Here is a 24,820-nt window from a genome sequence, read left to right on the forward strand (position 1 = left end):
TTCGAAGTAAGATCACATGAAATTGAAAAGGCAGAAACGTTATAAAATTAACATTTCTGCCCTTCACTTTTTATTCGATTTTGGCTAAAAAGCACTTTTTGGGACAGCCTCTTCTTGTATTATTCAAAGTTCGTTATCATAGTTCCAGTTTTATACCGATTGTTAGGATCGAAACGTAACAAATCTCCATAAATGAGTTTGTCGGAAAGTTTCAATTCTGTTTTTGCTTTTTCAATATTCGGTTGACATAATGAGATGTCTGCTTCTTCACCTGTGTTTCGTTTATAGCACATGTTTTTTGTATACACATAATCTTTCGAAACGAAGCTACCATCACGCATTACCATAAGTGGATCTTCTTCTTTAATAAATAAGTCAGTTCCAAATTCAACTGATTTATTTGTTTTAATACCAAGTAAATGAAGTAGCGTTGGTTTAATATCAATTTGACCAGACACTTTAGAAATGACTTTTCCTTCTTGACCAGGTACATGAATAATGAGAGGGACGCGTTGTAATTGCATAGAATCAAATGGTGTAATAGCGTCTTTCCCAAGGAACTGAGCCATAGCTGCGTTATGGTTTTCAGAAATACCGTAATGATCTCCGTAAATGACAATAACAGAGTTGTCATACAGTCCTTCTGCTTTTAATTGTTTAATAAATTGTTTAAGAGCTTCATCCGTATAACGAACGGTTGGGAAGTAACGGTTTACAACGCCACTTTCCGAATTAAACTCATCAACATATTGATCTTCTGGATTTAGAAGAAATGGAAAATGATTTGTTAAAGTAATGAATTTTGTATAGAACGGCTGTGGTAAGGATTTTAACTTTGGAATAGATTGTTCAAAGAACTCTTTATCTTTTAATCCCCAACCGACAGACATTTGTTCTGTGCCTACGTAATCATTCAAATTAAAGTAACGATCATATCCAAGTGCAGGATACATTACATCACGATTCCAAAACGCTTTATCGTTTGAATGGAAGACAGCAGAAGAATATCCGTATTTTTTTAATTGTTCGGGTGTAGCTGTATATTCATTTGTTGCGTGAGTAAAGAATACAGAACCGCGGTCTAACGGATAAAGTGAATTTTCAACGATAAATTCAGCATCAGAAGTTTTACCTTGTCCTGTTTGATGATAGAAGTTATCGAAATAAAAACTATCTTTAATAAATTCGTTTAAAAATGGAGTAATTTCTTTTCCATTTATTTTTTTATTAATAACAAAACTTTGTGTAGATTCCATTGAAATCAAAATGACATTTTTACCTTTTGCAGATCCAAATAAGTTCTTATCAACTTGCTTATCTTTTGAGTCTGTATAGTTTTTAATTTCAGAGAACCCGTCCCCACTTGCAAATACACGTTCAGCTGAAGATTTTGATTGCAGTGTAATATCAAATAGATGATATGTGTATAAACCTAAATTTTTCACGACAGTTTGACGATCGAATGAGCGTGAGAACATTTGTGGTTTATAAATAACAGAAACAACAATTTGTAGTGCTAATAGAGCTGTTACACCGCTAAAGAAAGTTCTCTTCTCAGAGCGAGAAAGCGGCGTTTTGTCGCAAAATGATGGGAATTTACGCGAAAGAAACATTAAGATGATCGCATCTGCGAATAACAGTAATGTTTTATACGTAAAGAGTTCTTTTATACTCGTCCCTAAATCAGCCATATTATTTGTTTGAAATAATACTGGGAACGTAACGAAATCGTTATAAAACCCATAAAACATTGCATTTCCAAATAAAATGAATGACAGTATAAAACTAATTCCAACTATAATGCGATTTCGGTGTTTAGATGCAAATAATGCAAAACCGAAAAATAAAAGTAACGCAGCTAGTGGATTCATAAAAAGCATAAATTCTTCAAAGAAATTATCAATTTTAATATCAAACGCTAGCTTGTACACAATATATGTTTTTATCCATAATAAAACGACTGCAACGAGTGCGAATCGCAGTTTTGGAAACAGACGTTGTAGCATAATATACTCCTCTCCTAAAAAGCATGACGGTTCTTGTGGGCCTATTTGATTAGCGCCTCATTTTATATATACGAACAGTCCTTTATTATTATGTTTATTATACTATGAGTATCATTATACGAAAATAAAAGAGAGTTGTGGACTTTTTTATAACAATTGAGTAGAAAAAGGGCAGTAGGAGACAATAAAATGGAGTGTCTATGTATGATTATTATCGTGCGCGGAAAGAATCGTGTAACAATACGGAGGTTATAATGCGAAAATTATTATATTTTATAGTATGCAGTAGTGTTATACTTTTTGCTTCACCAAGTGTGTCGGTAGCAGAGTATGATGCACCTCTTATGGAAGATGCCCTTTATTCTGTGTTATTTCCGAAAATAAATAAAGCAATCGAAAAACAATATGGGAGCTTGAAGCCTTATCAATGCCCGAAAATTATTAGTTTAAAAAAAGTGTATAGCGGTACATATTTATTTCAAGCGAGTATTGAAGTGACTAAGTATGAACGTGTTGCAGGGAAAATTGCGCCACCATTTGAGAAGGTAACGATTACATTTAATAACGAAGAAGGTGAATGGGAAGTGACAAAGGTTTCAGTAAAGCGCTTACCAAACGATACGAAACTAAACTGTAAAAAAGCAATATAAAAAATTGTTTGACAAATAAAATGGTCCTTTGGTATTGTTAATAGCAACAATTAGATGTTTGAAAATTAAATAGACTTACCTCATCTACTCTCAAAGGTAGAGGCCGCGATAGGAAAGAGTAAGCTATGGGAGATTTAATGGAATCTGTGATCATAGGTTGAAAGGGACTATTGCCGAAATATAAGAATAACCATCTTATTCATATATTGGGACTGCATTGAATAAATGTAGTACTGTCATAAGATTTATTTTATGGAGAGCTATTTGGAGATGTTGATGCGGTTTCTTATTTTGAGGAGATAACAACTCGTTTATTTTTTCAATATATATTTTTCCTAATAAGAAACGCGTGTGAACATTGTTCCGCGCGTTTTTTGTCTATCTAAAAGCGTGCTGCAATGAATAGAAGATTGGGGTTATGAGTTTTAGAGGAAATAAGGGAGGAATTCAAATGTATTTACACGGCACAAGCCGAATCAATGGGCAAGGACACTTAGAAATTGGAGGGTGCGACACGACGCAGCTAGCAAAACAATATGGAACACCACTTTATGTATACGATGAAGAGTCAATTCGAGGAAAGTGCCGCGCGTTTCATCGTGCTTTTAAAGAAAGTGGGTTCTCTTATCAAGTAGCATATGCAAGCAAGGCGTTCTTGTGCATGGAGATGTGCCGAGTAGCTCGTGAAGAGAATATGTCATTAGATGTTGTTTCTGGAGGAGAATTATATACTGCACTACAAGCAGGATTTCCTGCATCGCGCATTCATTTTCATGGCAATAACAAAACAGATGAAGAAATTGTGATGGCTCTTCAGGCGAATATTGGTTGTTTTGTCGTAGATAACTTCTTAGAATTAGAAATTTTGCATGATTTAGCAGTGCAACATGGGAAATTTGTGAACATATTAATTCGTGTAACGCCCGGAGTAGAGGCGCACACACATGAATATATTACAACAGGTCAAGATGATTCAAAATTTGGATTTGGCGTGTCAAATGGTCAAGCGATGCAGGCAATTGAGCTTGCTTTACAAAAATCAAATTATAACGTGTTAGGAATTCATTCACATATCGGATCACAAATATTTGAAACGGCTGGCTTTGTGCGAGCGATTGAAGTTCTTCGTCAATTTTTAGAAGCAGTGAGAGAGCGAACAAACTATGTAGTAAAAGTGCTAAATGTAGGGGGAGGATTCGGAATACGCTACACAGAGTCCGATACACCATTAACTCTTGAGACGTATGTGCGAGCTGTAACAAGTGCGGTGAGAGAACAATTTACGTTATGTAATTATCCATTGCCAGAAATATGGATTGAACCAGGCCGTAGCATTGTAGGTGATGCTGGAACGACACTTTATACAGTCGGATCTGTGAAGGACATTCCGGGTATTCGGAAATATGTATCAGTGGATGGTGGGATGACTGATAATTTAAGACCTGCTTTATATAACGCTCGTTATGAAGCGATGTTAGCGAATCGAGGGAATGATGAGAACGAGGAAGTTGTTTCGATTGCAGGGAAATGCTGTGAGAGTGGAGATATGTTAATTTGGGATATTACTTTACCGAAGGTTGCCTCTGCCGATTTACTAGCGATTTCTTGTACAGGGGCATACGGGTACTCGATGGCGAATAATTATAATCGGATTCGTAGACCAGCTGTCGTCTTCGTGAAAGGCGGTACATCACAAATTGTTGTAGAGCGCGAAACATATGAAAATATTATTGGGAACGATCGCATACGTATTAAAGAACTTGTTTAAATGAGGAAAAAGGAGTTGTTCGGATGGGCAATTCCTTTTTTGTAAAATAAAATAATTAAAATATATCGGAAAACTAGGATTGAAAAAAATCAGAATTATGATAAAATACAAATACAAAGCTTATCAAGAGAAGCGGAGGGAACTGGCCCGGCGAAGCTCGGCAACCTGCTTATAGAAAGCAAGGTGCTAAATCCAGCAAAATGGAATCCATTTTGAAAGATAAGGTAAAATATATTACCGAACAGTCTTTTCGAAATGGGAAAGATTTTTTTTATGAATAAAAAGGGGGGCTGTTCGCGTGAGCGTACGGGAACATTTTGAGGAAGTATCTGAGAAAATTGAAGCGATGCTTGCTGATATGAAATATGGTTCAATTACAATTGTTGTGCAAGATGGAAAAGTCATTCAATTAGAGAAAAGTGAAAAAGTACGTTTAAAGTAAAAAGCGCTGACTAGAAAAACTAGAGGCGGTTTTAACCTATTTCATTAGGTTAAAACCGCCTTTTTGCTTTTACAGGGGGAAAAAACATGTTGACGTATGAAACGTGGGAAGAAAATGATGTTTTATTTTCAGAAGAAGATGAAACAAAAGGCGCGTTATCTGTATTGAGTTGGGCTTATAAAGAATATAAAAGTGAAATTGTATACGCATGTAGCTTCGGAGTGGAAGGGATGGTACTACTGCATCTTATTAACCAAGTAAATCCATCTGCTAAAGTTGTATTTTTGGATACAAATGTTCATTTTCAAGAAACGTATGAATTAATTCAAAAAGTGCGGGAACGATTTCCTTCATTAAATATTATAGAAAAACAGCCAAAACTTACACTTGATGAACAAGCTAACTTGCATGGTAACAAGCTATGGGAAAGCAATCCTAATCTTTGTTGTAAGATTAGGAAAATTTTACCGTTAGAAGAATCATTAGCGAATGAAAAAGCGTGGATCTCGGGGTTGAGGAGGGAACAATCAGAAACGCGTAAGCATACAAAGTTTATAAATCAAGATCATCGCTTTCAATCTATTAAAGTTTGTCCGCTCATTCATTGGACGTGGAAAGAGGTATGGCGATATGTATACAAGCATAGCTTGCCGTATAACCCATTACATGATATTGGATATCCAAGTATTGGGTGTGAGAAGTGTACGTTGCCTGTAGGAGAGGGTGGCGATTCAAGAGATGGTAGATGGGCTGGGAAAGTGAAAACTGAATGTGGTCTTCATTATCAATAAGATGAATCTTGAAATAAAACTAAGAGGGGATATAGAACATGAGTACAGTAAACGAATTAGTAAACCGTGTAGACGAGACATATGACGTATTACAAATTGAAAAAGAAATTGGGCTAGATAACATTGCGTTAAGTGATTTAGAACTATTAGCAACAGGGGGATATAGCCCGCTTACTGGTTTTTTAGGAAAGAAAGATTATGATTCGGTTGTAGAAACGCTTCGTTTAGCTAATGGGAGCGTTTGGAGTATACCAATTACATTACCAGTAACAGAAGAAGTAGCAGAGACGCTAAAAGTTGGAGAGGAAGTAAAACTTGTTAACGGTGGAAACGTATATGGTGTCATTCAAATAGAAGATATTTTTGTGCCTGATAAGGAAAAAGAAGCGTTACTAGTATATAAAACGACGGATGAGGCTCATCCGGGAGTGAAAAAATTATATGAACGACCGAATGTTTATGTCGGTGGGGCTATTGTTCTTACGAAACGCTTTGAAAATAATCCGTTTCCTTCTTATCATTTAGACCCAATTGAAACGAGAGAAGAATTTAAAAAACGTGGTTGGAAAACAGTAGTAGGATTTCAAACGAGGAACCCGGTGCATCGTGCCCATGAATACATTCAAAAATCTGCTCTTGAAATTGTAGATGGACTCTTTTTAAATCCACTCGTTGGGGAAACGAAGTCGGATGATATTCCAGCTGATGTAAGGATGGAAAGCTATGAAGTATTACTTCAAAACTATTATCCGAAAGATCGTGTCTTTTTAAGTGTATTTCCTGCGGCAATGCGTTACGCAGGACCGAGGGAAGCAATATTCCATGCGTTAGTTAGAAAGAATTTTGGATGTACCCACTTTATTGTAGGGCGCGATCATGCTGGGGTAGGAGATTATTACGGAACTTATGAAGCACAAGAAATTTTTACAAACTTTACAGTGGAAGAGTTAGGGATTACACCATTATTTTTTGAACATAGTTTTTACTGTACGAAATGTGAAGCGATGGCTTCGACAAAAACATGCCCGCACGGAAAAGAAGATCATGTTATTTTATCGGGTACGAAAGTAAGAGAACTATTAAGAAACGGTGAGATTCCTCCAAGTACATTTAGTCGTAAAGAGGTAGTAGAGGTACTAATTAAAGGTTTGAAAAAAGAAGTAGTAACAGAATAGGGAGAGAATGAAATGGATACGAATATTACTTGGCATACAGCTTCTGTTTCAAAAGATGAGAGAAGAGTGAAGAATGGGCATCATAGTTTTGTAATTTGGTTTACTGGTTTATCAGCGTCGGGTAAATCTACAGTAGCAAACGCGGTTGCTCGTAAACTATTTGAAAAGAATATTGGAAACTATGTACTAGATGGAGATAATATACGCCACGGTTTAAATAAAGACTTAGGCTTTTCTGAAAGTGATCGTATGGAAAATATAAGACGGATTGGCGAAGTGGCGAAGTTATTTGTAGATCAAGGGACTGTTGTTCTTACAGCGTTTATTTCACCGTTTCGAGTAGACCGAAAACAAGTTAGAGATCTATTAGCTGCAGATGAATTTATAGAAGTGTTTGTAAAATGTCCAATTGAAGAGTGTGAGAAACGTGATCCGAAAGGGCTTTATAAAAAAGCAAGAAAAGGTGATATTAAAGACTTTACAGGTATCGATTCACCGTATGAGGAACCAGAGAAAGCGGAATTAATTGTACAAACGCACAAGTATTCTATTGAAGAATGTGCAGAACAAATCGTGAAATACTTACAAGAGCGTAGTTTTATATAGGGGGATAAAAAATGAGTTATGAAAAAGTATGGGCTAACAATGAAAAATTAAATCAAACTGAGAAAAATAAATTAAAAAAAGATGGATTGGAAATCTTTGATGATATTCCTTACTATGCAGAGAATGGCTTCGAATCTATTCCGAAAGAAGAGTGGGACGCATTCAAATGGGCAGGGTTGTATTTACAAAGACCGAAAGAAGCGGGTTATTTTATGATGCGCGTAAATATTCCTTCTGGAATTATTACGAATGCACAGGCAGAAGTGCTTGCTTCTATCGCTGAGGATTATGGACGTGACGTAATCGATATTACGACAAGACAGGCGATTCAGTTTCATTGGTTAGAAATTCATCAAATTCCAGATATTTTTAAAAGGTTAGCAAGAGTTGGGTTATCTTCAGCTGGGGCGTGTGGTGATATAACGCGTAATATTACGGGAAATCCACTTGCTGGCATTGATGCAAATGAATTATTTGATACAACGCATATTGTGAAAGAGGTATATGACTACTTCCAACATAATGAAGAGTTTTCTAACTTACCACGTAAATTTAAAATGTCTATTAGTTCTAACATTTATAACGCAGCAAACGCAGAGATTAACTGTGTTGCATTTACACCTGCTACGAAAGAAATAGATGGTGAGAAAAAAGTTGGTTTTCATATAAAAGTAGGCGGTGGGTTATCGGCTCGTCCATATTTAGCTGATGAATTAGATGTATTCGTTTTGCCAGAAGAAGTGAAGGCGGTAGCGATTGCAATTGCTACGATATTCCGTGATTTTGGATATCGTGAAAAACGTCATTTAGCTCGTTTGAAATTTCTTGTTGCAGACTGGGGAGCAGAGAAGTTTAAAGAGAAACTAATAGAATATACAGGACCATTACAAAGTAAAGGAGAAAGTGCTCTTAAAGGCTGGAATGCGGGATACTTTTATGGTGTCCAAGACCAAAAACAAGAGGGACTAAAATATGTAGGTTTTAATGTGCCGGTAGGACGCCTACATGCAGAAGAAATGTTTGAGATTGCAAGAATTGCTAAACAATATGGAAATGGACAAATTCGTACATGTAATTCACAAAACTTCATTATTCCGAATGTTCCGCCAGAAAATGTAACTGGCTTGCTAAATGAGCCGTTGTTTGAAGCGATATCAGCAAATCCGAAATCGTTTATTGGTCACGCGGTTTCTTGTACTGGTATTGAATATTGCAATCTTGCTTTAGTAGAAACGAAAGAAAGATTACGAAAAATTGCCGAATACTTAGATACGCAAATTGCACTCGATGTTCCGATTCGTATTCATATGGTAGGATGCCCGAATTCATGTGGTCAACGTCAAATTGCTGACATTGGATTACAAGGTGTAAAAATGAAAACGAAGGAAAAAGGAATTGTTGAAGCCTTTGAAATATATGTAGGTGGAACGTTGTTAGATGGTGGTGCTTATAATCAAAAGTTAAAAGGAAAAATAGATGGCGAGGATCTACCTGATGTACTCGCATCATTTATAAGTTATTTCAAAGAAAATAAATTACCAGCTGAAACGTTTTATGATTTTGTAGGCCGTGTTGGTGTAGAGACATTACAAACAGCGTTAAATAACGTGTTAGAAGAAGTAATAGCGTCTTAGGAGGGACAATATGGATTTATATCGATTTGAAGCTGTATTAGAGAATAGTATTGTTCCAATTGTTGTTGTTGCTGAAAGTGAAGAAAAGGCATTTAAGATGGCGGAGATTGAACTTGAAAAACATTTTTTACCGTTACCAGAAGTAAAGGAGATTGCTTTATTTGAAAAAAAGAAGATTCGAAAAAGCGCAGCCTTTGTTATTCATGAGTAAGGAACATTGAAATATGAAGAAATGAAAACTTCCATTCCTATATAAGGATGGAAGTTTCACTTTAATAGTAGAAATGAGGAGAGATGATGGGAAAAGTATATATCGTTGGAGCGGGCCCTGGTGATCCAGATTTAATTACTGTAAAAGGATTGAAATGCATTGAGAAAGCAGATGTTATTTTATACGACCGTCTCGTGAATAAAGAATTGCTTTCTTATGCAAAGCCTGAAGCGGATTTAATTTATTGCGGAAAACTACCAAATTATCACACGATGAAGCAAGAGACAATTAACACGTTTCTTATCAAATATGCGAAAAAAGGAAAAATTGTAACGAGGCTAAAAGGTGGGGATCCATTTGTATTTGGTAGAGGGGGAGAAGAGGCCGAAGCGTTAGCAAAGCAAGGTGTACCGTTTGAAATTGTTCCTGGTATTTCAGCTGGAATAGCTGCACCTGCTTATGCGGGTATCCCAGTGACACATCGTGATGCAAGTGCAAGTTTTGCTATTGTGACAGGGCATAGAAAAGAAGATGCTGAAGAGGAAGTGAAGTGGGAAAATTTAGCGAAAGGTGTAGAGACTTTAGCTGTATATATGGGGGTTAGCAATTTACCCTACATATGTGAGCAACTGATAAAGCATGGAAAAGATAAAAGTACGCCTGCTGCTATTATTGAGCGGGGAACGACATCTATGCAGCGCACAGTTGTTGGGACGTTAGGAACAATTGTAGATGTTGCGAAAAAAGAACAAATCCAAAATCCAAGCATGATTGTAATTGGAGAAGTCGTCCGTTTTAGAGAAAAAATTCATTGGTTTGAGAAACAGACAGAAAGTACGTATCAAGTAAGTGGAGTGTTATAAAATGAAAGCCATCTTATATATATGTCATGGAAGTCGCTTGAAAGCAGCGAAAGAAGAAGCGGTTGCATTTATTACGTCATGTATGAACCGTGTAGAGGCAAGTATTCAAGAAATTTGTTTTTTAGAGTTAGCGAGTCCAACTATTGATGAAGGCTTCCGTACATGTGTGAAGCGTGGTGCTACAGAGATTATTGTTATTCCAGTTTTTTTATTAGCGGCAGGTCATGTGAAAAAAGATATTCCGTTTGAATTGGAAAAGTTAACTAATCAATTTTTGAATGTTAAAGTGACCTATGGTAATCCGTTTGGTGTATCAGAAACACTTGTTAAATCGGTGTATAGCGGAAGTGGCATTGAACAGGAAGATAAGAATGAAGTGACGTTACTTCTCGTTGCAAGAGGGAGCAGTGATCCTGAAGTACTAAAAGATATAAACTGGATCGCTTCTTTATTTCAAACGGAAGAGAAAATTAAAAAAGTAGAAGTTTGTTATTTAGCAGCTGCCGAGCCGAAATTTGAGGAGAAGTTAAAGGAAGTTGTAGAACGAAAAGAAAAGAATATCGTTGTACTGCCTTACTTGTTATTTACAGGTTTGCTTATGAAGCATATTGAAAAAGAAGTACGCCAATATGAGCTAGATGAGATAAAAATAAGTCCATATTTAGGGAAGAATGAAGCGTTTCAGTATATGTTAATTCAGAAAACGAAGAAATTATTGAAGGGAGATCAATATGTATCCACTTACAGTGCGAGTTGAGAAGAAACGTGTTGTTGTCATTGGTGGAGGGAAAGTCGCGGGATTCAAAATTATTCCTTTACTCAAACAAGGTGCAGATATAGTCGTGGTAAGTCCTGAATTGGATGCAAATTTAGTGAAACTTGTAGAAGAAAAGAAAATTCGTTGGTATCAAAGGGAGTATGAAAAAAGTGATATTAAAGACGCCTTTTTAGTTGTTGCAGCGAGTAGTGATGCTGTATTGAATGAACAAATTGCTGAAGATGTCGCAGAGAATCAATTAGTAAATGTTATTACGAATCCGGAAAGTGGTAATGTTCATTTTCCGGCAGCGATTCATCGTGGATTACTGAATGTGGCTGTTTCTACTGGCGGAGCGAGCCCAAAACTTGCAAAAAAAATTCGAGATGATATCGCAAATAAATATGATGAGACGTATGAATCGTATCTTGATTTTTTATACGAAGTTAGAATAAAGGTGAAAGAATTACAAATAGAGAAAAGAGAGAAAAATATATTGTTGCAAGAGGTATTGAAGTCGATATATGTTCAAAATGAACAAAAAAGAGAATTTTTTTTACAAGAATTAGAGAGAAGAGTTCATATAGGATAATGAGTAAATTGTACTTTACAACTATAAAAATATAATTTATAATCACAAGTAACTTCAATAGATGAAATCGATGAGCAAGAAGAGTATGTATATTTGATACGTTCAGAGAGCTGGGGTAAGGTGTGAGCCCGGTACGATAAGATATACAGAATGGGCTTGCGAGAGGTATGTTGAACATTGTAGTAGGCAACCCGGGTTCCGCCGTTAAAAGGATAGAGTATCGGAGTTTTTCCTGTACTTGAACAAGTGGGATTTATCAATCCAATTGAGGTGGTACCACGGTATTAACATTACATATATCGTCCTCTACATGCATATTTGCGTGTAGGGGACTTTTTTATTTTCTAAAGGAGGTGTGCGAGTATGAAATGAAAGTGTATAATTGATAAAAGTTTAAATATTCAGAAAAGGGGAATTTATGATGAAAGAAACACAGCAATGGACGTCGAAAATAGGCTTTGTACTCGCAGCAGCCGGAGCCGCAGTAGGTCTTGGTGCAATATGGAAATTTCCATATGTTGCAGGTAATGGCGGGGGAGGCGCATTCTTCCTTGTATTTTTACTATTAACTTTATTTATAGGTATGCCACTCCTTTTAGCTGAATTTGTTATTGGACGTAGTACGCAAAAAGAGGCAGTTACAGCGTATAAAGTATTGGTGCCAAATAGCAAGTTATATCCTTGGATTGGTCGTATGGGAGTTGTTACTTGTTTTAGTGTACTATCTTTTTATAGTGTTGTAGGTGGATGGATTTTACTTTACTTATACTATAGTGTGACAGGAAGTTTCTGGAATGGAGTGACTGATTATGGGCAATTATTCGGTGAGACGATTTCAAATCCAGTAAGCGCGATTGGAGCGCAATTTGTCTTTATGCTTTGTACGATTTTTGTTGTAAGTAAAGGTGTAGAGAAAGGGATAGAAAAAGCAAGTAAGTATATGATGCCGCTATTATTTATTTTGTTTATTGCAATTATTGTTCGTGCGTTAACACTGGATGGTGCTTTTGCTGGGGTAGAGTTCTTCTTAAAACCAGATTTTTCAAAGCTGACAGCAGATACGATTTTATACGCGATGGGACAATCATTCTTCTCGCTAACAGTTGGGGCCTCGGTAATGGTCACGTATAGTTCTTATTTGAAGAAAGAAGAACATTTAGCAAAATCAGCAACATCTATTGTAAGTTTAACTGTTTTTATTACAGTACTTGCAGGATTAGCGATTTTTCCAGCGATTTTCGCATTAGGTGTTAAGCCGACTGAAGGACCGGGGTTACTATTTATCGTCCTTCCAGCGGTATTTGCGAAAATACCATTTGGACAATTTTTCTTCATTATGTTTTTGGTGTTATTCTTCTTTGCAACGCTAACATCTGCGATTTCCATGCTTGAAATTGTAGTAGCATCTGTTGCGAAAGATAATGAGAAAAAGCGTCCGTCAGCATCATTATTAATTGGTATTCTAATTTTTGCGGTTGGAATTCCGTCAGCGTTATCGTTTGGTATTATGAGTGATGTGAAAATATTTGGGAAAACATTCTTTGACTTAGTCGACTTCTCAGTAAGTAACGTATTGCTGCCGTTAGGGGTACTAGCTATTTCGCTATTCGTACCAAATAAAATGAGTAAAGAAATGTTAATGAAAGAATTAGAAGTTACGGAAACGAAAGGGAAAACATTATTTAATATTTGGTTCTTCTTACTTCGTTATGTTATTCCAGTAACTGTAATTATTGTATTTTTAAATGTGATAGGTGTATTTAAAATGTTTGCATAATAAAAAGACGGAGATTTCTCCGTCTTTTTATTATGTTGTAGGTGTATTTAGTAAGCGATTATATGCTTTGTAGGCTGTGATGACTGCGAGGAATGATCCGATTAAAAATAAAACTGAGCCACCAAATGTAAATATCCGGCCAATAAAAGTCTCTCTAGCTTCTTGTATTTCTTGCTGTAATTGTGTATTCATATAATTCACCCCGTAAACTATAGGCATTTAGTTATAGTCTATGTAGAATGCCTATAGTGTGTGAAGTGGAAATAAAAGAACTCGGTATGCACCGAGTTTTTTTATAATCCTATATAAGGAGATGGATCAACTGCGTTTGTCTTGCCGACATTCCATTCTCCCAGATGAAGTTCGAAGTGTAAATGTTGTCCGTATGATTGGCCAGTATTCCCCATAAATCCAAGTTGAGTTCCTTGTTTTACAGTTTGTCCATTTGATACAGAACGGCTACTCATATGAGCATATACTGTTGTATATGTTTTTCCGTTAATACGGTGAGATAAGTACACAACATTTCCGTAACTAGATGATAATTCTGAGCGAATAACAACGCCATCTGCAGCGGCAATAATTGGAACAGTTCCTGAAGCAGCGATATCGATTCCTTTATGGTTATCTATAGAGCGTACGCCAAAACCAGAAGTTTTTGATCCAGCTGCTGGTTTAATAAATCCTCCGATGTTTGTATCGTGTGGTGTTGGGGCCGCTTGAGCTGTTTGAGCAGATGTAGCAGCTTGTTTACGAGCTTCTTCCGCCTTGCGAGCTTCCTCAGCTTTACGAGCTTCTTCTGCGCGTTTTTCTTCTTCAATTGCCTTTTGAACAGCTTGACGCTGATTTTCTAAAATGCCTTTAGATTCTTCTAATCCTTCAATCTCTGAATCTACTTTTGCTACTTTCGTATGTAGATCGCTAATAAGAGTTTGTTGCTGTTGTTGGTTGTTTTGTAATTCTTGTTGTTTTTGTTCTAATTTTTGCTCGGATTCTTTCAGTTGTTGCTCTTTTTTCTCAACAGCCTCTTTTTCTTTCGTCACAGCATCTTGGTCATTTGTTTGTTTTTTCACAATATCAGTATCATTATTTAAAATTAAACTGACAGAGTACATATTATCAACAAGATCAGCAATGTTTGCAGAATTTGTTAATACTTCCGTAATGATATTTGTGCGAGGTTTTTCTTGCATAGATTGCAGTCGTTGCTTAATAACTTCCTGACGCGTATCTATGTTTGTTTGTAATTGCTCTATATGTTTCTTTTTTTCAGTAATTACTTGTTGTGTCTTACTAATTTCTTTTTTTGTATCGTTTAATTCAGCTTCGTTTTTATTAATAGAAGTAGTTAAATCGTCGATTTTCTTTTGTAATTCTTGAATTTCTTTTTCTATTTGTTCTTTCTCGGCTGATTTATTTTGTAAGTCATTTTGTTTTCCTTCTAATTCAGATTGAATATTAGATAATTTATCTTGATTCGTTTCAGCGTATGCGGGTGAAAGTAACGGGGAAGCAAAAATCGTTCCTGCTGCTAAAACGCTGAACGCTACAAATTTCTTTTTCATGGTTGTCTGGCTCCTTTCCCTATGAATGTTATATATCATAAGAAGAAGAGTGTCTATCGTTGTAACCATAATGTAAAGAAAATTTTATAAAATTACTAAGTTTTGTCGGAATTTATCATTTTTTTACGATAATTGTAATGGTGATTCTCTTTCTTAATTTGTGTAACAAAGGTGTGTTCTGGATTATGTTTTGTTAAATAAAGGAATAAATAGGTCTATTTTATGTAGTGAAATTTAATTTGGAAACTCAATAAAATACTAGTAAGGAATCGTTCTCATGTTAGGTTTTCTGACATGGGTTTTATTTTTGTCAAGAAAATTATTTGCGTTCGGGCAAACTTATTTTGTTGTCAGATTTTAAATTTTGATTTATGATTTTTAACAGGGACAAAATGTAGTGAATTGTCGAATAATATGTAATACTCTTAATTTCAAGTTTTATAGATATAGAATGAGAGGTAGAGTGACACATCGAAGAGGGGGTTACAACAAATATGAAAAGAATAGGACTTGCATGGCAAATATTAATAGGACTTGTGCTTGGTATTGCGGTTGGTGCGATTTTCTTTGGCAATCCAGCAGTGGTGAGTTACTTACAACCAATTGGTGATATTTTCATCCGACTAATTAAAATGATTGTAGTACCGATTGTTGTAGCAAGTATTGTTGTTGGGGTTGCTGGTGTTGGCGATGTTAAAAAATTAGGTCGACTAGGCGGAAAAACAATTATTTACTTTGAAATTATTACAACAATTGCAATTATTGTCGGTCTATTAATTGCGAATATTTTCCAACCAGGAAAAGGCGTAAATATGGAGCAGTTAACAAAGACAGATATTTCGAAATATACACATACGACAGAGCAAGTACAAAGTCATTCGTTTGCAGATACATTTGTAAATATTGTTCCAACAAACATTGTAAAGTCATTAGCTGACGGAGATATGCTTGCTATTATCTTCTTCTCTGTATTATTTGGTTTAGGTGTAGCAGCAATTGGTGAAAGAGGAAGACCGGTTCTTCAATTTTTCCAAGGTGTAGCTGATGCGATGTTTTACGTAACAAATCAAGTTATGAAATTTGCACCATTTGGTGTGTTTGCACTAATTGGAGTTACAGTTTCTACATTTGGTCTTGCTTCGTTAATTCCATTAGGGAAATTATTAATTGTAGTATACGGGGCAATGATTTTCTTCGTTGTAGTTGTCTTAGGACTTACAGCGAAAATATTTGGAATTAACATTTTCCAATTCTTTAAGATTTTAAAAGACGAGCTGATCTTAGCATATTCTACAGCGAGTTCAGAAACAGTTTTACCGAAAATCATGGAGAAGATGGAGAAGTTCGGTTGTCCGAAAGCAATTACATCTTTCGTTATTCCGACAGGTTATTCATTTAACTTAGATGGATCAACTTTATATCAAGCAATTGCGGCTATTTTCTTAGCGCAAATGTATGGTATTGATTTATCCATTACACAACAAATTACATTATTGCTTGTATTAATGGTTACATCAAAAGGTATCGCAGGTGTACCAGGCGTATCGTTCGTTGTATTATTAGCGACACTTGGTACAGTAGGTATTCCACCTGAAGGTTTAGCGTTTATTGCAGGTATTGACCGTATTCTAGATATGGCTCGTACAGCAGTTAACGTTGTAGGTAACTCTTTAGCAGCTGTAGTTATGTCTAAATGGGAAGGTCAATATGACGCTGAAAAAGGACAAGCCTACTTGAAAGAAATTTCTAATAAGCAAGCAGCTTAATTATAATTTGAACAAGCTCTCACATAATATGTGGGGGCTTTTCTATATAGAAGGGGAGCAGACGTAATGAAACGTAAATATGGTGACGGTTCTTCGTGGAAGCGACTACTAGAGAAGGATTATACGGTTAAGCAAATAGAAGAAGGAATGCTAGGAATACTGGAAATAAAAAAGGTGAGAGAACCTAGTTGTAAAGAATATGATGGTAAGGAACTTTGTATTGCTGGTAATCAGTATACGTGGATTCAATATTTCATAGACGAGAAAAACTTTGCGATTACCGCTATGTTAGATGATCAAAAGGAATTAGTGCAATATTATATCGATGTGGCGAAAGACTATGAAATAGACGAGCGTGGTTTACCGTATTTTGATGATTTATATTTAGATGTAGTATTATTACCGAATGGTAAAATCTATGTATTGGATGAAGATGAGTTAGAGGATGCTTATAAAAGTGGCGATGTTACAAAAGAAGAGTATGAGTTAGCTTGGTACACTACAAAGTGGATTATAGCTGCAATAAAAAATAATGAATTTTATTGGATTTCAATATTGGAAGAAGAAATCAAAAAGTTAAAATGATTATTGTATTCAAATTTTTGTATAATTACCAAAAAAATCTATACAAAAAATAATTGACTTTTGTTTTGTAAGCGAGTAAAGTTAGGGAAGAAATTATTATTAAAAAATAAATATGAAACCTTCTTATAAAGAGAGGCGGAGGGACTGGCCCTACGATGCCTCGGCAGCGGACTCGATTTCAGAGTGCTGTGCCAAATCCAGCAAGCATATGCTTGAAAGATGAGAAGAGCGTTTCTTATAGATGTATAAGACCTCTTCTCGTTGGAAGAGGTCTTTTGTTATTCATTAGAAAAAGGTTGAAACTAGGGAGAGATGGTACTTTGAAAGAAACGAGAGGAAATGGTTTGGCATTATTACCACTTGGGATATTTTTGGCGCTATTTATTGGTTCTGGAATTATTACAGGTGATTTCTATAAATTGCCGATACTTGTAGCAATTGCAATTGCTGTAGGAGTCGCTTTAGCAATGAATCGTAAAGAAAGTTTTCATGTAAAAGTGGAACGATTTGCTAAAGGTGCAGGGAACCCAGACATTATGATTATGGTTCTAATTTTTGTACTGGCAGGAGCATTTTCTGAAACAGCAAAAGGGATGGGTGGCGTTGATTCTACAGTTAACTTAGCGCTATCAATTTTACCACAAGGATTTATCGTAGCTGGCATTTTCGTTATAGGAGCATTTATTTCATTAGCGATGGGAACTTCAATGGGAACAATTGCTGCATTAGCACCAATTGCTGTAGGTATTAGTGGGCAAACTGATATCTCAATTGCACTTACGATGGCTACTGTTGTTGGCGGAGCGATGTTTGGTGATAATTTATCATTTATTTCAGATACAACAATCGCAGCTGTACGTTCACAAGGAACAGAAATGAAAGATAAGTTTAAAACGAACTTTTTAATTGTATTACCAGCGGCTATTATTACAATCGTACTATTAGTAATCATTACTTTAGGAAGTGATACGCAGATTAAAACGCATAGCTTTGACTGGATAAAGATTTTACCGTATGCAGGAGTACTTATTACAGCGCTACTTGGTTGGAATGTACTTATCGTGTTAACTGGTGGAACTGTACTATCTGGGGTTATCGGTCTTTTAGATGGAAGTTATACGTTAGAGAGTTTCTTTAAAAGTGTAACGACTGGAATGGGCGGTATGATGGAGTTAGTATTACTCGCTATTTTAATTGGCGGTATGGTCGAATTGATTCAATATAATGGTGGCATTCAATATTTAATGAATATTTTAACGCGTAACATTCGTTCAAAAAAAGGAGCAGAGTTCGGTATAGCTGGTTTAGTAGGTATGACGAATATGTGTACAGCGAATAATACAATTTCTATTATATTTACAGGTCCGCTTGCGAAAAACATTGCAGATCAATATGAAATTGATCCTCGTAAATCAGCGAGTGTATTAGATCTTTTCTCGTGCTGTGTGCAAGGGTTAATTCCGTATGGTGCGCAAATGTTAACAGCAGCAGGATTTGCGGCGTTATCTCCAATTGAACTGTTACCATATGCGTTTTATCCAATCTTAGTTGGAGTATGTGGAATCATTTCTATATTAATTGGTTTCCCGAGGTTTTCTAAAGTAGCGGAAAAGAAAGAGTATCATAAAACAGCATAATGAAAATGAAGTGTATGAAAAGTAACGAAAGCCGTACAGAGAATGTTCTCTGTACGGCTTTTTATGTGCGGGAAAAGAGTGAATGATCCCATGCTACCGTATGTTTTTACAAAAGGCTGAATGCAACTCGGTCTTAAGTCTGAGTTAAAAACGGTTCTTAAGCTCGTTATGGAAAAAAGAAAAAATAGTTAAGATAAGAGTATCAAATCGAAGGGAGGCAAGCACAAGATGAAACAATTTCTAGCGTTTATCGCGGCTGGTATTTTAGCTTTAATTGCTCTTGGTAGTCTTGCTGGTATTGTAGGATTCGCAATCGGAGCAGGAGTTGTGTACTGGAGCTATAAATCATTTGTGCGAGCACAATCATTTTTTGGAAAGTTAGCTTGGGGTATTGTTGGTTTGATCGGCTTGTCCATCGCCCTTTCTCATTCCCCAGCATTAATTGGTATTGCAGCATTAGTAGTTTTATACTACGGATACCGTGAGTGGAAAAAAGAAAAAGATGTAGTTGTTGATTCTGCTCCAGAAAGTTCTAAACCATATAGCAACTTTGAAGATGAGTGGAACAAGTTAATGAAAAACTAATATAAAATCAATCAAATTTATAAAGTAGAAGAGAGGAAGATTATAATGAAACAATCTTTATTCGGACGTGTACGCGATGCAATTTTAGCAGATTTTCATAATGTGTTAGATGAGAAAGAAAGAAAAAATCCAATTGCTATGTTAAACCAATATTTACGTGATAGTGAGCGTGAAATAACAAAAATTGAGAAGTTAATTCAGCGTCATAAAACATTAAAATCTAACTTTGCCCGTGAGCTTGAGCAAGCACGTTATTTCGTGAATAAAAGATCTAAGCAAGCGATTATCGCTCAAGAAGCAGGCGAATTACAACTACATGAGCGTGCATTAGAAGAAGTAGCTTATTATGAAGGGCAAGTAACTCGATTAGAAGAAATGTATACAGGTGTTGTAGAACAAATTGATGAGTTAGAGCGTCGTCTTTCTGAAATGAAAAATAAATTAAAAGAAATGCACGCAAAACGTATGGAATTAATGGCACGTGAAAATATGGCACATGCAAATCGTCGTATGAATACTGCGATGCATAAAATGGATGAAAATAATCCATTCTTACGCTTTGAAGAAATTGAAGATCATATTCGCGACTTAGAAACTCGTATGAACGAGGAGCATGAACGTGATACATTTGATATGAAGATTGCAAAGCTTGAGCGTGAAATGAAAGAAAAGAATGATGTATCGTTAACGAAAGAGTTAACAAAATAATAGTAGTATATTATAAAACAGGCTTATGATATAGTGATAGGAGAAAAGGTGTTGGAAAGCAATGCCTTTTCTTCTATGTATATGTGACAAGAAGGGGGGAGCTGAAATGAAGAAACATTTTTCAAAGACACAATTAATGGGGATGCTCCTCATCATATTTGGATTCGGTCTTTTTCTTGATATGATACTTGGACATTTTGAACCAGGTGGTCTCATTTTTGCATTTATTATGCTTATGTTTGGAAGACATTATCGTAAAAAGAATCGTTATGTACGGGGAAATGTATTTTTATTTATTGGTGGTATCGTATTTTTATTCTTCTTATTTTCATCAGCAGCATTTGTTCTTGTCGTATTTGCTTGTTTAGCTTTAATTGGTTATCAATTGATTCAACAAGGACATAAGCAAAAGGCAATGAAGGTTGAAATTAAAGAAAAAGGGATTATAGACGAAGAGAAGCAAATATATCGTACAGAACCATATTTGAAAAATATGTTTGTAGGCAATGTACGAATGATGGATCATATTTATGAACTTGAGGATATAAATGTTCAATATGGTGCTTGTGATGTGGAAATAGATTTAACAACTGCCATGATTCCAGAAGGAGAAACGGTAATTGTTATTCGGGGTGTCGTTGGTAATATTCGTTTATATGTGCCATATGATATTGAACTGTCTTTAAATCATTCTGTTATTGTCGGACGTGTGCTCTTGCCAGGTCATGAGGAGACAGGGTTTAACCGCAATGTTACATTTAGAACAGAGCAGTATAAAGAGGCTCCTCGTCGTATTAAAATTATTTCTTCGCTTGTCGTAGGCGATACGGAAGTGAGGAAAGTATAATGAAGAAACAAAAAAATATTTCGTGGATGTATATTCGTTATTCTATGTTGTCCTCAGTTAGTATCGCACTCATTTGTACAATTGTATATGTATGGAAAAGTGAGCAACAAGTATATGATTTATTATGGAAGGAATCCATCGCTTCTGTTCCAATTGGCTTGTTTATTATGACTACAAGTTTACTTATCGGGGGAATTGTAGGATATGCAATCGGTTACTATATAGAGCAGCGTATACAAGGGTTAAATACGTTTCTATTTGAAGTGGAGCGAGGGAATTTTCCAAGCGATGTTTCGTTTACTGCAGATGATGAATTTCATGAAGTGGAACGAAAAGTAATCGGTCTGGCTCGTCGATTAGAGGAGCAAGCTGGACTCTTTCAAAAAGTAACGAATGAACGAGCTCATTGGAATGAAGAGATGAGACAAGAAGCGATTTCCCAAGAAAGGCATCGATTGGCGAGGGAGCTGCATGATTCTGTAAGTCAGCAGCTTTTTGCAATGTCGATGATGATGTCGGCTATTAATGAACAAGTAGCTGAATTTCCAGAAACGACGAAAAAGCAGTTGCAACTTGTTGAAAATATGGTTGTAAATGCACAATCAGAGATGAGAGCATTGCTTCTTCATTTACGCCCAGTACAGTTAGAAGGTAAGAAACTAACAGAAGGTATAGAAGAATTATTAACAGAACTATCTAGAAAGCAACATATGAAAATTGAATGGTTAATTGAACCGATTCAATTAAAAAAAGGTGTAGAAGATCACTTATTCCGCATTGTACAAGAGGCGCTATCTAACACTTTACGTCATGCGAAGGCAAAGAAAACAGAAGTGCGTCTTCGAAAAATTGATCAATATGCAATATTGAAAATTATTGATGATGGTGTAGGTTTTAAAGTAGGAGTGAATAAGGCTGGTTCTTACGGATTAAGGTCAATACAAGAGCGTGTTCATGAAATTGGTGGGACATTAAAGGTACTTAGTTTTCCAAATAAAGGTACACAAATAGAAGTAAAAGTACCGATTATGATTGAGAGAGGGGGAGAATCATGATTAAAGTATTACTAGTGGATGATCATGAAATGGTTCGAATGGGTGTATCAGCATATTTATCAACGCAGCCAGATATTGAAGTAGTTGGAGAAGCTGAAAATGGAAGAAAAGGTTCAGAGTTAGCTTTGCAATTAAGGCCGGATATTATTTTGATGGACCTTGTCATGGATGAGATGGATGGTGTTGAAGCAACACGTGCTATTATTCAAGAATGGCCAGAAGCAAAAATTGTAGTTGTAACGAGCTTTTTAGATGATGAGAAATTGTATCCTGTTATTGAGGCCGGAGCGACAAGTTATTTATTAAAAACATCAAGAGCGAGTGATATAGCAGACGCTGTACGAGCTACTTATGATGGAGAAACGGTATTAGAGCCGAAAGTTACTGGTAAAATGATGTCTCGTATGCGTCAGAAGAAAGAACAACCTTTGCATGAGGAGTTAACAGAAAGAGAGTCTGAAATTTTGTTATTAATTGCAGAGGGGAAAAGTAATCAAGAGATTGCAGACGAGTTGTTTATTGCCCTCAAAACAGTAAAGACACATGTGAGCAATATATTAAATAAGCTAAATGTAAGTGACCGCACACAGGCAGTTATTTATGCGTTTCGACATCAATTGACGAAATGAGAAAGTGAAATTTTAACCAGTGGGGTGGTCCCCACTGGTTATTAGTTTGTACAAAATCTTTTTATTGACGCTAATAAATGTAAGCGTTATCATTTAGTTGTTAACAGTACATACAAAGGGGAGAATGTATATGCTAGTTCAAACGATATTTGGCATGGATAAATCAAAAAAATTAGGGGATTATGTGAACGCATTACAAGCGCTTTGTGAACAATATAATGTTGAAACAGATAAAATTGCAATTGTTGAGGCGACAGAAGAGTACTATTTATTTTTAATAAAGCAAGAAGAGTGCTACGATGTTGTCAAAGTAGAAACAGTGGATACAAATATCGACTATTATACGAAAGCGTATAAAATAAGCAGTTTTAATCATACTGCTTATCAAAAGTAAAAAACTCCCTTTTGGGAGTTTTTTTAGGATGCTTTTACTTCACAAGATTCGGTTAGTAAGGGAACTTTTTTCGCGCCACTTAGCTTAGCGATTGCAAGGCCAATAAGAGCTCCAGCTAATGCAGGTACTAGCCAGCCTATGCCTTCATTATATAAAGGGATAAATTCAAAATATGATGTGATAAATGAAACTGAAATACCTCCTTGTTTTAATCCATCAAATACGCTCACTATAGCTGCTCCAATTAAAGCACCTACATAAACAGAACGATATCCACCAAAATATTTATGAAGTAACGATAGTAGAACAAGTACGATTGCAATTGGATATACAACGAGTAGAATTGGAACAGAGATGGCAATGATTTTTGTTAAACCTAAGTTAGCAACTAGTAACCCTAAAGCACAAATGATACTTGCGAATGTTTTGTATGAAAATTTAGTCAATAATGTTGAGAAATATTGACTACATGCAGATACGAGTCCAACACATGTCGTTAAGCAAGCGAGTGTAACGATTAGAGCTAGTAGAAGTAAGCCGTATGGACCGAATAATTGTTGTACGATAACAGTAAGTAACTGTCCGCCATTTTTTGCATATCCGAGCGAGACGCTAGTTGTACCGAGCCAGCCAAGCGCACCATATACAAGTACGAGACCAGTAGCGGCAATAAGTCCTGCTTTTGCTGTTGCGATGGCAATGGATTTACGATCATTCACACCTTTAGAGCGAATAGCATTTACAACGATAATTCCAAATGCAAGTGCTGAAATGGTATCCATCGTTAAGTATCCTTCCATAAATCCTTTGAAGATCGGGGAAGTTTGATACTCTTGCATCGCTGGTCCTGATTGCCCGAGTGGTGTAAATACACTTTTAACAAACAATAAGAAAATAGAGAGTAATAAAATAGGTGTTAATATATTTCCAATGCGATCTACAAGTTTAGATGGATTCAAGCTCAGCCAATATACGATAGCAAAGAATATGATTGTATATACAAATAGCACTAGGCTGCTAGAACGGATTGTTTCTGGTAAGAAAGAACTTACACCCATTTCATAAGCGACATTTGCAACGCGTGGAATACCCATAGAAGGACCAATGGCAATGTATACAACTACCGTAAAGAATATTCCGAATAATGGGTGAACATGACTTGCAAGTTGTTGCATACCATTTCCTGATAGAGAAATTGCGATAACAGTTAGTAGTGGTAAACCGACTCCTGTTAATAAAAATCCAATCATTGCCGGCCAAAAGTTTTCACCTGCATTTTGTCCAAGCATGGGAGGGAAAATTAAATTACCTGCCCCAAAAAATAAAGAAAATAGCATAAGACCCGTGAAAAAAATATGTTTTTTTGATACAGTGTTCATTGTTTTTCCTCCTTTTTTACATTCATTTGTAAGAACACAAAAAACTCGTCCCTAAAGAAAGGGACGAGTTATATTTACCCGCGATACCACCCTAATTTATACATGTAGAAATGAGTCTATATGTATACGGCTTTACAACGTACAACATGATACGTGTTCCTTGTAACGGGGGACAGCCGGTAAGAACTTACTATAACATTCGGTTCTACTTCTCGGAGATGATTTTCGGTTATGCACTGAACGTTGGCTTTCAGCAAATCGCCAACTCTCTGGGGGACAGTCCTATAACGTACTCGTTCTCGTCAATGAATTTTTATTCAAGTATTCTGACAGTATTGTTACATGTTTTTTTTTGAAAGTCAATATTTTTTTGAAAAAGATATATTTATATGCGGAAT

At 35.9% G+C, this 24,820-nt stretch carries 25 protein-coding genes, 3 riboswitches and 2 other annotated features; of the genes, 21 read left to right on the forward strand and 4 right to left on the reverse strand.

Translation table 11 applies throughout. From position 1 onward, the window contains the following. Positions 1-119: 119 nt before the first annotated feature. A complete protein-coding gene (locus NST14_RS07530; protein ID WP_000941734.1) occupies positions 120-2,006 on the reverse strand; it encodes an LTA synthase family protein in 1,887 nt (628 codons plus the stop codon). A gap of 200 nt (positions 2,007-2,206) precedes the next feature. Between NST14_RS07530 and NST14_RS07535 the strand changes: the two genes are divergently transcribed. The 12 genes from NST14_RS07535 (at position 2,207) to NST14_RS07590 (ending at position 13,272) form a co-directional block, all read left to right on the forward strand. Next, complete coding sequence (locus NST14_RS07535; protein ID WP_002163720.1) at positions 2,207-2,656, forward strand: DUF3888 domain-containing protein; 450 nt, start codon at positions 2,207-2,209, stop codon at positions 2,654-2,656. Between the two features lie 89 nt (positions 2,657-2,745). Next, positions 2,746-2,927, forward strand: a riboswitch (Lysine riboswitch). A 180-nt stretch (positions 2,928-3,107) separates the two neighbouring features. Beyond that, positions 3,108-4,424 carry a diaminopimelate decarboxylase gene (gene lysA / locus NST14_RS07540; RefSeq protein WP_000280637.1) on the forward strand — a complete coding sequence of 439 codons (1,317 nt, stop codon included), beginning with the start codon at positions 3,108-3,110 and terminating at the stop codon, positions 4,422-4,424. Positions 4,425-4,541: 117 nt separating this feature from the next. Further along, positions 4,542-4,650: riboswitch (SAM riboswitch) on the forward strand. A 72-nt stretch (positions 4,651-4,722) separates the two neighbouring features. Then, positions 4,723-4,866 carry a YezD family protein gene (locus NST14_RS07545; protein ID WP_000116161.1) on the forward strand — a complete coding sequence of 48 codons (144 nt, stop codon included), beginning with the start codon at positions 4,723-4,725 and terminating at the stop codon, positions 4,864-4,866. Positions 4,867-4,952: 86 nt separating this feature from the next. Next, positions 4,953-5,657, forward strand: coding sequence for a phosphoadenylyl-sulfate reductase (gene cysH, locus NST14_RS07550; RefSeq protein ID WP_000958982.1), 705 nt, complete (start codon positions 4,953-4,955; stop codon positions 5,655-5,657). Positions 5,658-5,695: 38 nt separating this feature from the next. Beyond that, positions 5,696-6,832 carry a sulfate adenylyltransferase gene (gene sat / locus NST14_RS07555; RefSeq protein ID WP_000108788.1) on the forward strand — a complete coding sequence of 379 codons (1,137 nt, stop codon included), beginning with the start codon at positions 5,696-5,698 and terminating at the stop codon, positions 6,830-6,832. Between the two features lie 12 nt (positions 6,833-6,844). Continuing rightward, positions 6,845-7,438: an adenylyl-sulfate kinase gene (cysC, locus tag NST14_RS07560; RefSeq protein ID WP_000380508.1), complete on the forward strand. Its 594-nt coding sequence runs from the start codon at positions 6,845-6,847 to the stop codon at positions 7,436-7,438. Positions 7,439-7,449: 11 nt separating this feature from the next. Then, positions 7,450-9,072 carry a nitrite/sulfite reductase gene (locus tag NST14_RS07565; RefSeq protein ID WP_000119628.1) on the forward strand — a complete coding sequence of 541 codons (1,623 nt, stop codon included), beginning with the start codon at positions 7,450-7,452 and terminating at the stop codon, positions 9,070-9,072. Positions 9,073-9,082: 10 nt separating this feature from the next. Next, positions 9,083-9,283: a DUF3906 family protein gene (locus NST14_RS07570; RefSeq protein ID WP_000366909.1), complete on the forward strand. Its 201-nt coding sequence runs from the start codon at positions 9,083-9,085 to the stop codon at positions 9,281-9,283. 86 nt (positions 9,284-9,369) lie between these two features. Continuing rightward, positions 9,370-10,146, forward strand: coding sequence for a uroporphyrinogen-III C-methyltransferase (cobA, locus tag NST14_RS07575; RefSeq protein ID WP_000521270.1), 777 nt, complete (start codon positions 9,370-9,372; stop codon positions 10,144-10,146). Between the two features lies 1 nt (position 10,147). Next, the gene (locus NST14_RS07580) at positions 10,148-10,903 is read left to right on the forward strand and encodes a sirohydrochlorin chelatase (RefSeq protein WP_000644366.1); all 756 of its coding nucleotides are present in this window, start codon (positions 10,148-10,150) and stop codon (positions 10,901-10,903) included. After that, entirely contained in the window at positions 10,878-11,495 is a 618-nt protein-coding gene (locus tag NST14_RS07585) for an NAD(P)-binding protein (protein ID WP_000283342.1), read from the forward strand. Before NST14_RS07580 ends, NST14_RS07585 begins: the two co-directional genes overlap by 26 nt. Positions 11,496-11,556: 61 nt before the next feature. Next, positions 11,557-11,805 (forward strand) — a binding site (T-box leader). 111 nt (positions 11,806-11,916) lie between these two features. Beyond that, complete coding sequence (locus NST14_RS07590; RefSeq protein WP_000665448.1) at positions 11,917-13,272, forward strand: sodium-dependent transporter; 1,356 nt, start codon at positions 11,917-11,919, stop codon at positions 13,270-13,272. A gap of 30 nt (positions 13,273-13,302) precedes the next feature. Here the strand turns inward: NST14_RS07590 and NST14_RS07595 are convergent, their stop codons facing one another. Then, complete coding sequence (locus NST14_RS07595; protein WP_001095993.1) at positions 13,303-13,464, reverse strand: hypothetical protein; 162 nt, start codon at positions 13,462-13,464, stop codon at positions 13,303-13,305. A gap of 101 nt (positions 13,465-13,565) precedes the next feature. Beyond that, positions 13,566-14,837 (reverse strand): murein hydrolase activator EnvC family protein, encoded by a 1,272-nt coding sequence (locus tag NST14_RS07600; RefSeq protein WP_000726431.1) that lies wholly within the window; start codon positions 14,835-14,837, stop codon positions 13,566-13,568. 494 nt (positions 14,838-15,331) lie between these two features. On the opposite strand from NST14_RS07600, the gene gltP reads away from it, so the two are divergent. The 9 genes from gltP to NST14_RS07645 all read left to right on the forward strand — a co-directional run bounded on the left by gltP (position 15,332) and on the right by NST14_RS07645 (position 23,043). After that, positions 15,332-16,603: a glutamate/aspartate:proton symporter GltP gene (gltP, locus tag NST14_RS07605; RefSeq protein ID WP_000821149.1), complete on the forward strand. Its 1,272-nt coding sequence runs from the start codon at positions 15,332-15,334 to the stop codon at positions 16,601-16,603. Positions 16,604-16,669: 66 nt separating this feature from the next. Further along, complete coding sequence (locus NST14_RS07610) at positions 16,670-17,188, forward strand: DUF402 domain-containing protein (RefSeq protein ID WP_000824677.1); 519 nt, start codon at positions 16,670-16,672, stop codon at positions 17,186-17,188. Positions 17,189-17,308: 120 nt separating this feature from the next. Next, positions 17,309-17,414: riboswitch (SAM riboswitch) on the forward strand. 94 nt (positions 17,415-17,508) lie between these two features. Further along, a complete protein-coding gene (locus NST14_RS07615) occupies positions 17,509-18,825 on the forward strand; it encodes a Na+/H+ antiporter NhaC family protein (RefSeq protein ID WP_229142935.1) in 1,317 nt (438 codons plus the stop codon). A gap of 228 nt (positions 18,826-19,053) precedes the next feature. Further along, positions 19,054-19,410: a lmo0954 family membrane protein gene (locus tag NST14_RS07620; RefSeq protein WP_000808648.1), complete on the forward strand. Its 357-nt coding sequence runs from the start codon at positions 19,054-19,056 to the stop codon at positions 19,408-19,410. A 45-nt stretch (positions 19,411-19,455) separates the two neighbouring features. Then, positions 19,456-20,118, forward strand: a complete 663-nt coding sequence (locus NST14_RS07625) for a PspA/IM30 family protein (RefSeq protein WP_000814144.1) — start codon at positions 19,456-19,458, stop codon at positions 20,116-20,118. A 106-nt stretch (positions 20,119-20,224) separates the two neighbouring features. Continuing rightward, the gene (gene liaF, locus NST14_RS07630) at positions 20,225-20,965 is read left to right on the forward strand and encodes a cell wall-active antibiotics response protein LiaF (RefSeq protein ID WP_000716087.1); all 741 of its coding nucleotides are present in this window, start codon (positions 20,225-20,227) and stop codon (positions 20,963-20,965) included. Then, a complete protein-coding gene (locus NST14_RS07635) occupies positions 20,965-22,020 on the forward strand; it encodes a sensor histidine kinase (RefSeq protein ID WP_000744320.1) in 1,056 nt (351 codons plus the stop codon). Before liaF ends, NST14_RS07635 begins: the two co-directional genes overlap by 1 nt. Then, positions 22,017-22,649 carry a response regulator gene (locus tag NST14_RS07640; RefSeq protein ID WP_000598709.1) on the forward strand — a complete coding sequence of 211 codons (633 nt, stop codon included), beginning with the start codon at positions 22,017-22,019 and terminating at the stop codon, positions 22,647-22,649. The genes NST14_RS07635 and NST14_RS07640 overlap by 4 nt, the downstream gene beginning before the upstream one ends. A 124-nt stretch (positions 22,650-22,773) precedes the next feature. After that, entirely contained in the window at positions 22,774-23,043 is a 270-nt protein-coding gene (locus NST14_RS07645) for a DUF3992 domain-containing protein (RefSeq protein WP_001997062.1), read from the forward strand. 23 nt (positions 23,044-23,066) lie between these two features. Here NST14_RS07645 and brnQ3 read toward each other — a convergent pair whose 3' ends face one another. Further along, positions 23,067-24,422 carry a branched-chain amino acid transport system II carrier protein BrnQ3 gene (gene brnQ3 / locus NST14_RS07650; protein WP_001099164.1) on the reverse strand — a complete coding sequence of 452 codons (1,356 nt, stop codon included), beginning with the start codon at positions 24,420-24,422 and terminating at the stop codon, positions 23,067-23,069. 56 nt (positions 24,423-24,478) lie between these two features. Beyond that, positions 24,479-24,737: a binding site (T-box leader), on the reverse strand. Positions 24,738-24,820 lie beyond the last annotated feature (83 nt).

The sequence above is a fragment of the Bacillus sp. FSL W8-0519 genome (assembly GCF_038005585.1).
GTDB classification, from domain to species: Bacteria; Bacillota; Bacilli; order Bacillales; family Bacillaceae_G; genus Bacillus_A; species Bacillus_A paranthracis.

Excerpts from the sequence above, each read along its gene's own strand:
- lysA (WP_000280637.1), top strand. The coding sequence starts at position 3,108 with ATGTATTTACACGGCACAAGCCGAATCAATGGGCAAGGACACTTAGAA.
- NST14_RS07610 (WP_000824677.1), top strand. The coding sequence starts at position 16,670 with ATGAAACGTAAATATGGTGACGGTTCTTCGTGGAAGCGACTACTAGAG.
- NST14_RS07585 (WP_000283342.1), top strand. The coding sequence starts at position 10,878 with ATGTATCCACTTACAGTGCGAGTTGAGAAGAAACGTGTTGTTGTCATT.
- brnQ3 (WP_001099164.1), bottom strand. The coding sequence starts at position 24,422 with ATGAACACTGTATCAAAAAAACATATTTTTTTCACGGGTCTTATGCTA.
- NST14_RS07590 (WP_000665448.1), top strand. The coding sequence starts at position 11,917 with ATGAAAGAAACACAGCAATGGACGTCGAAAATAGGCTTTGTACTCGCA.
- NST14_RS07570 (WP_000366909.1), top strand. The coding sequence starts at position 9,083 with ATGGATTTATATCGATTTGAAGCTGTATTAGAGAATAGTATTGTTCCA.
- NST14_RS07530 (WP_000941734.1), bottom strand. The coding sequence starts at position 2,006 with ATGCTACAACGTCTGTTTCCAAAACTGCGATTCGCACTCGTTGCAGTC.
- liaF (WP_000716087.1), top strand. The coding sequence starts at position 20,225 with ATGAAGAAACATTTTTCAAAGACACAATTAATGGGGATGCTCCTCATC.
- cysH (WP_000958982.1), top strand. The coding sequence starts at position 4,953 with ATGTTGACGTATGAAACGTGGGAAGAAAATGATGTTTTATTTTCAGAA.
- gltP (WP_000821149.1), top strand. The coding sequence starts at position 15,332 with ATGAAAAGAATAGGACTTGCATGGCAAATATTAATAGGACTTGTGCTT.
- sat (WP_000108788.1), top strand. The coding sequence starts at position 5,696 with ATGAGTACAGTAAACGAATTAGTAAACCGTGTAGACGAGACATATGAC.
- NST14_RS07620 (WP_000808648.1), top strand. The coding sequence starts at position 19,054 with ATGAAACAATTTCTAGCGTTTATCGCGGCTGGTATTTTAGCTTTAATT.
- NST14_RS07640 (WP_000598709.1), top strand. The coding sequence starts at position 22,017 with ATGATTAAAGTATTACTAGTGGATGATCATGAAATGGTTCGAATGGGT.
- NST14_RS07595 (WP_001095993.1), bottom strand. The coding sequence starts at position 13,464 with ATGAATACACAATTACAGCAAGAAATACAAGAAGCTAGAGAGACTTTT.
- NST14_RS07535 (WP_002163720.1), top strand. The coding sequence starts at position 2,207 with ATGTATGATTATTATCGTGCGCGGAAAGAATCGTGTAACAATACGGAG.
- NST14_RS07580 (WP_000644366.1), top strand. The coding sequence starts at position 10,148 with ATGAAAGCCATCTTATATATATGTCATGGAAGTCGCTTGAAAGCAGCG.
- NST14_RS07600 (WP_000726431.1), bottom strand. The coding sequence starts at position 14,837 with ATGAAAAAGAAATTTGTAGCGTTCAGCGTTTTAGCAGCAGGAACGATT.
- cysC (WP_000380508.1), top strand. The coding sequence starts at position 6,845 with ATGGATACGAATATTACTTGGCATACAGCTTCTGTTTCAAAAGATGAG.
- cobA (WP_000521270.1), top strand. The coding sequence starts at position 9,370 with ATGGGAAAAGTATATATCGTTGGAGCGGGCCCTGGTGATCCAGATTTA.
- NST14_RS07635 (WP_000744320.1), top strand. The coding sequence starts at position 20,965 with ATGAAGAAACAAAAAAATATTTCGTGGATGTATATTCGTTATTCTATG.
- NST14_RS07625 (WP_000814144.1), top strand. The coding sequence starts at position 19,456 with ATGAAACAATCTTTATTCGGACGTGTACGCGATGCAATTTTAGCAGAT.
- NST14_RS07565 (WP_000119628.1), top strand. The coding sequence starts at position 7,450 with ATGAGTTATGAAAAAGTATGGGCTAACAATGAAAAATTAAATCAAACT.
- NST14_RS07645 (WP_001997062.1), top strand. The coding sequence starts at position 22,774 with ATGTATATGCTAGTTCAAACGATATTTGGCATGGATAAATCAAAAAAA.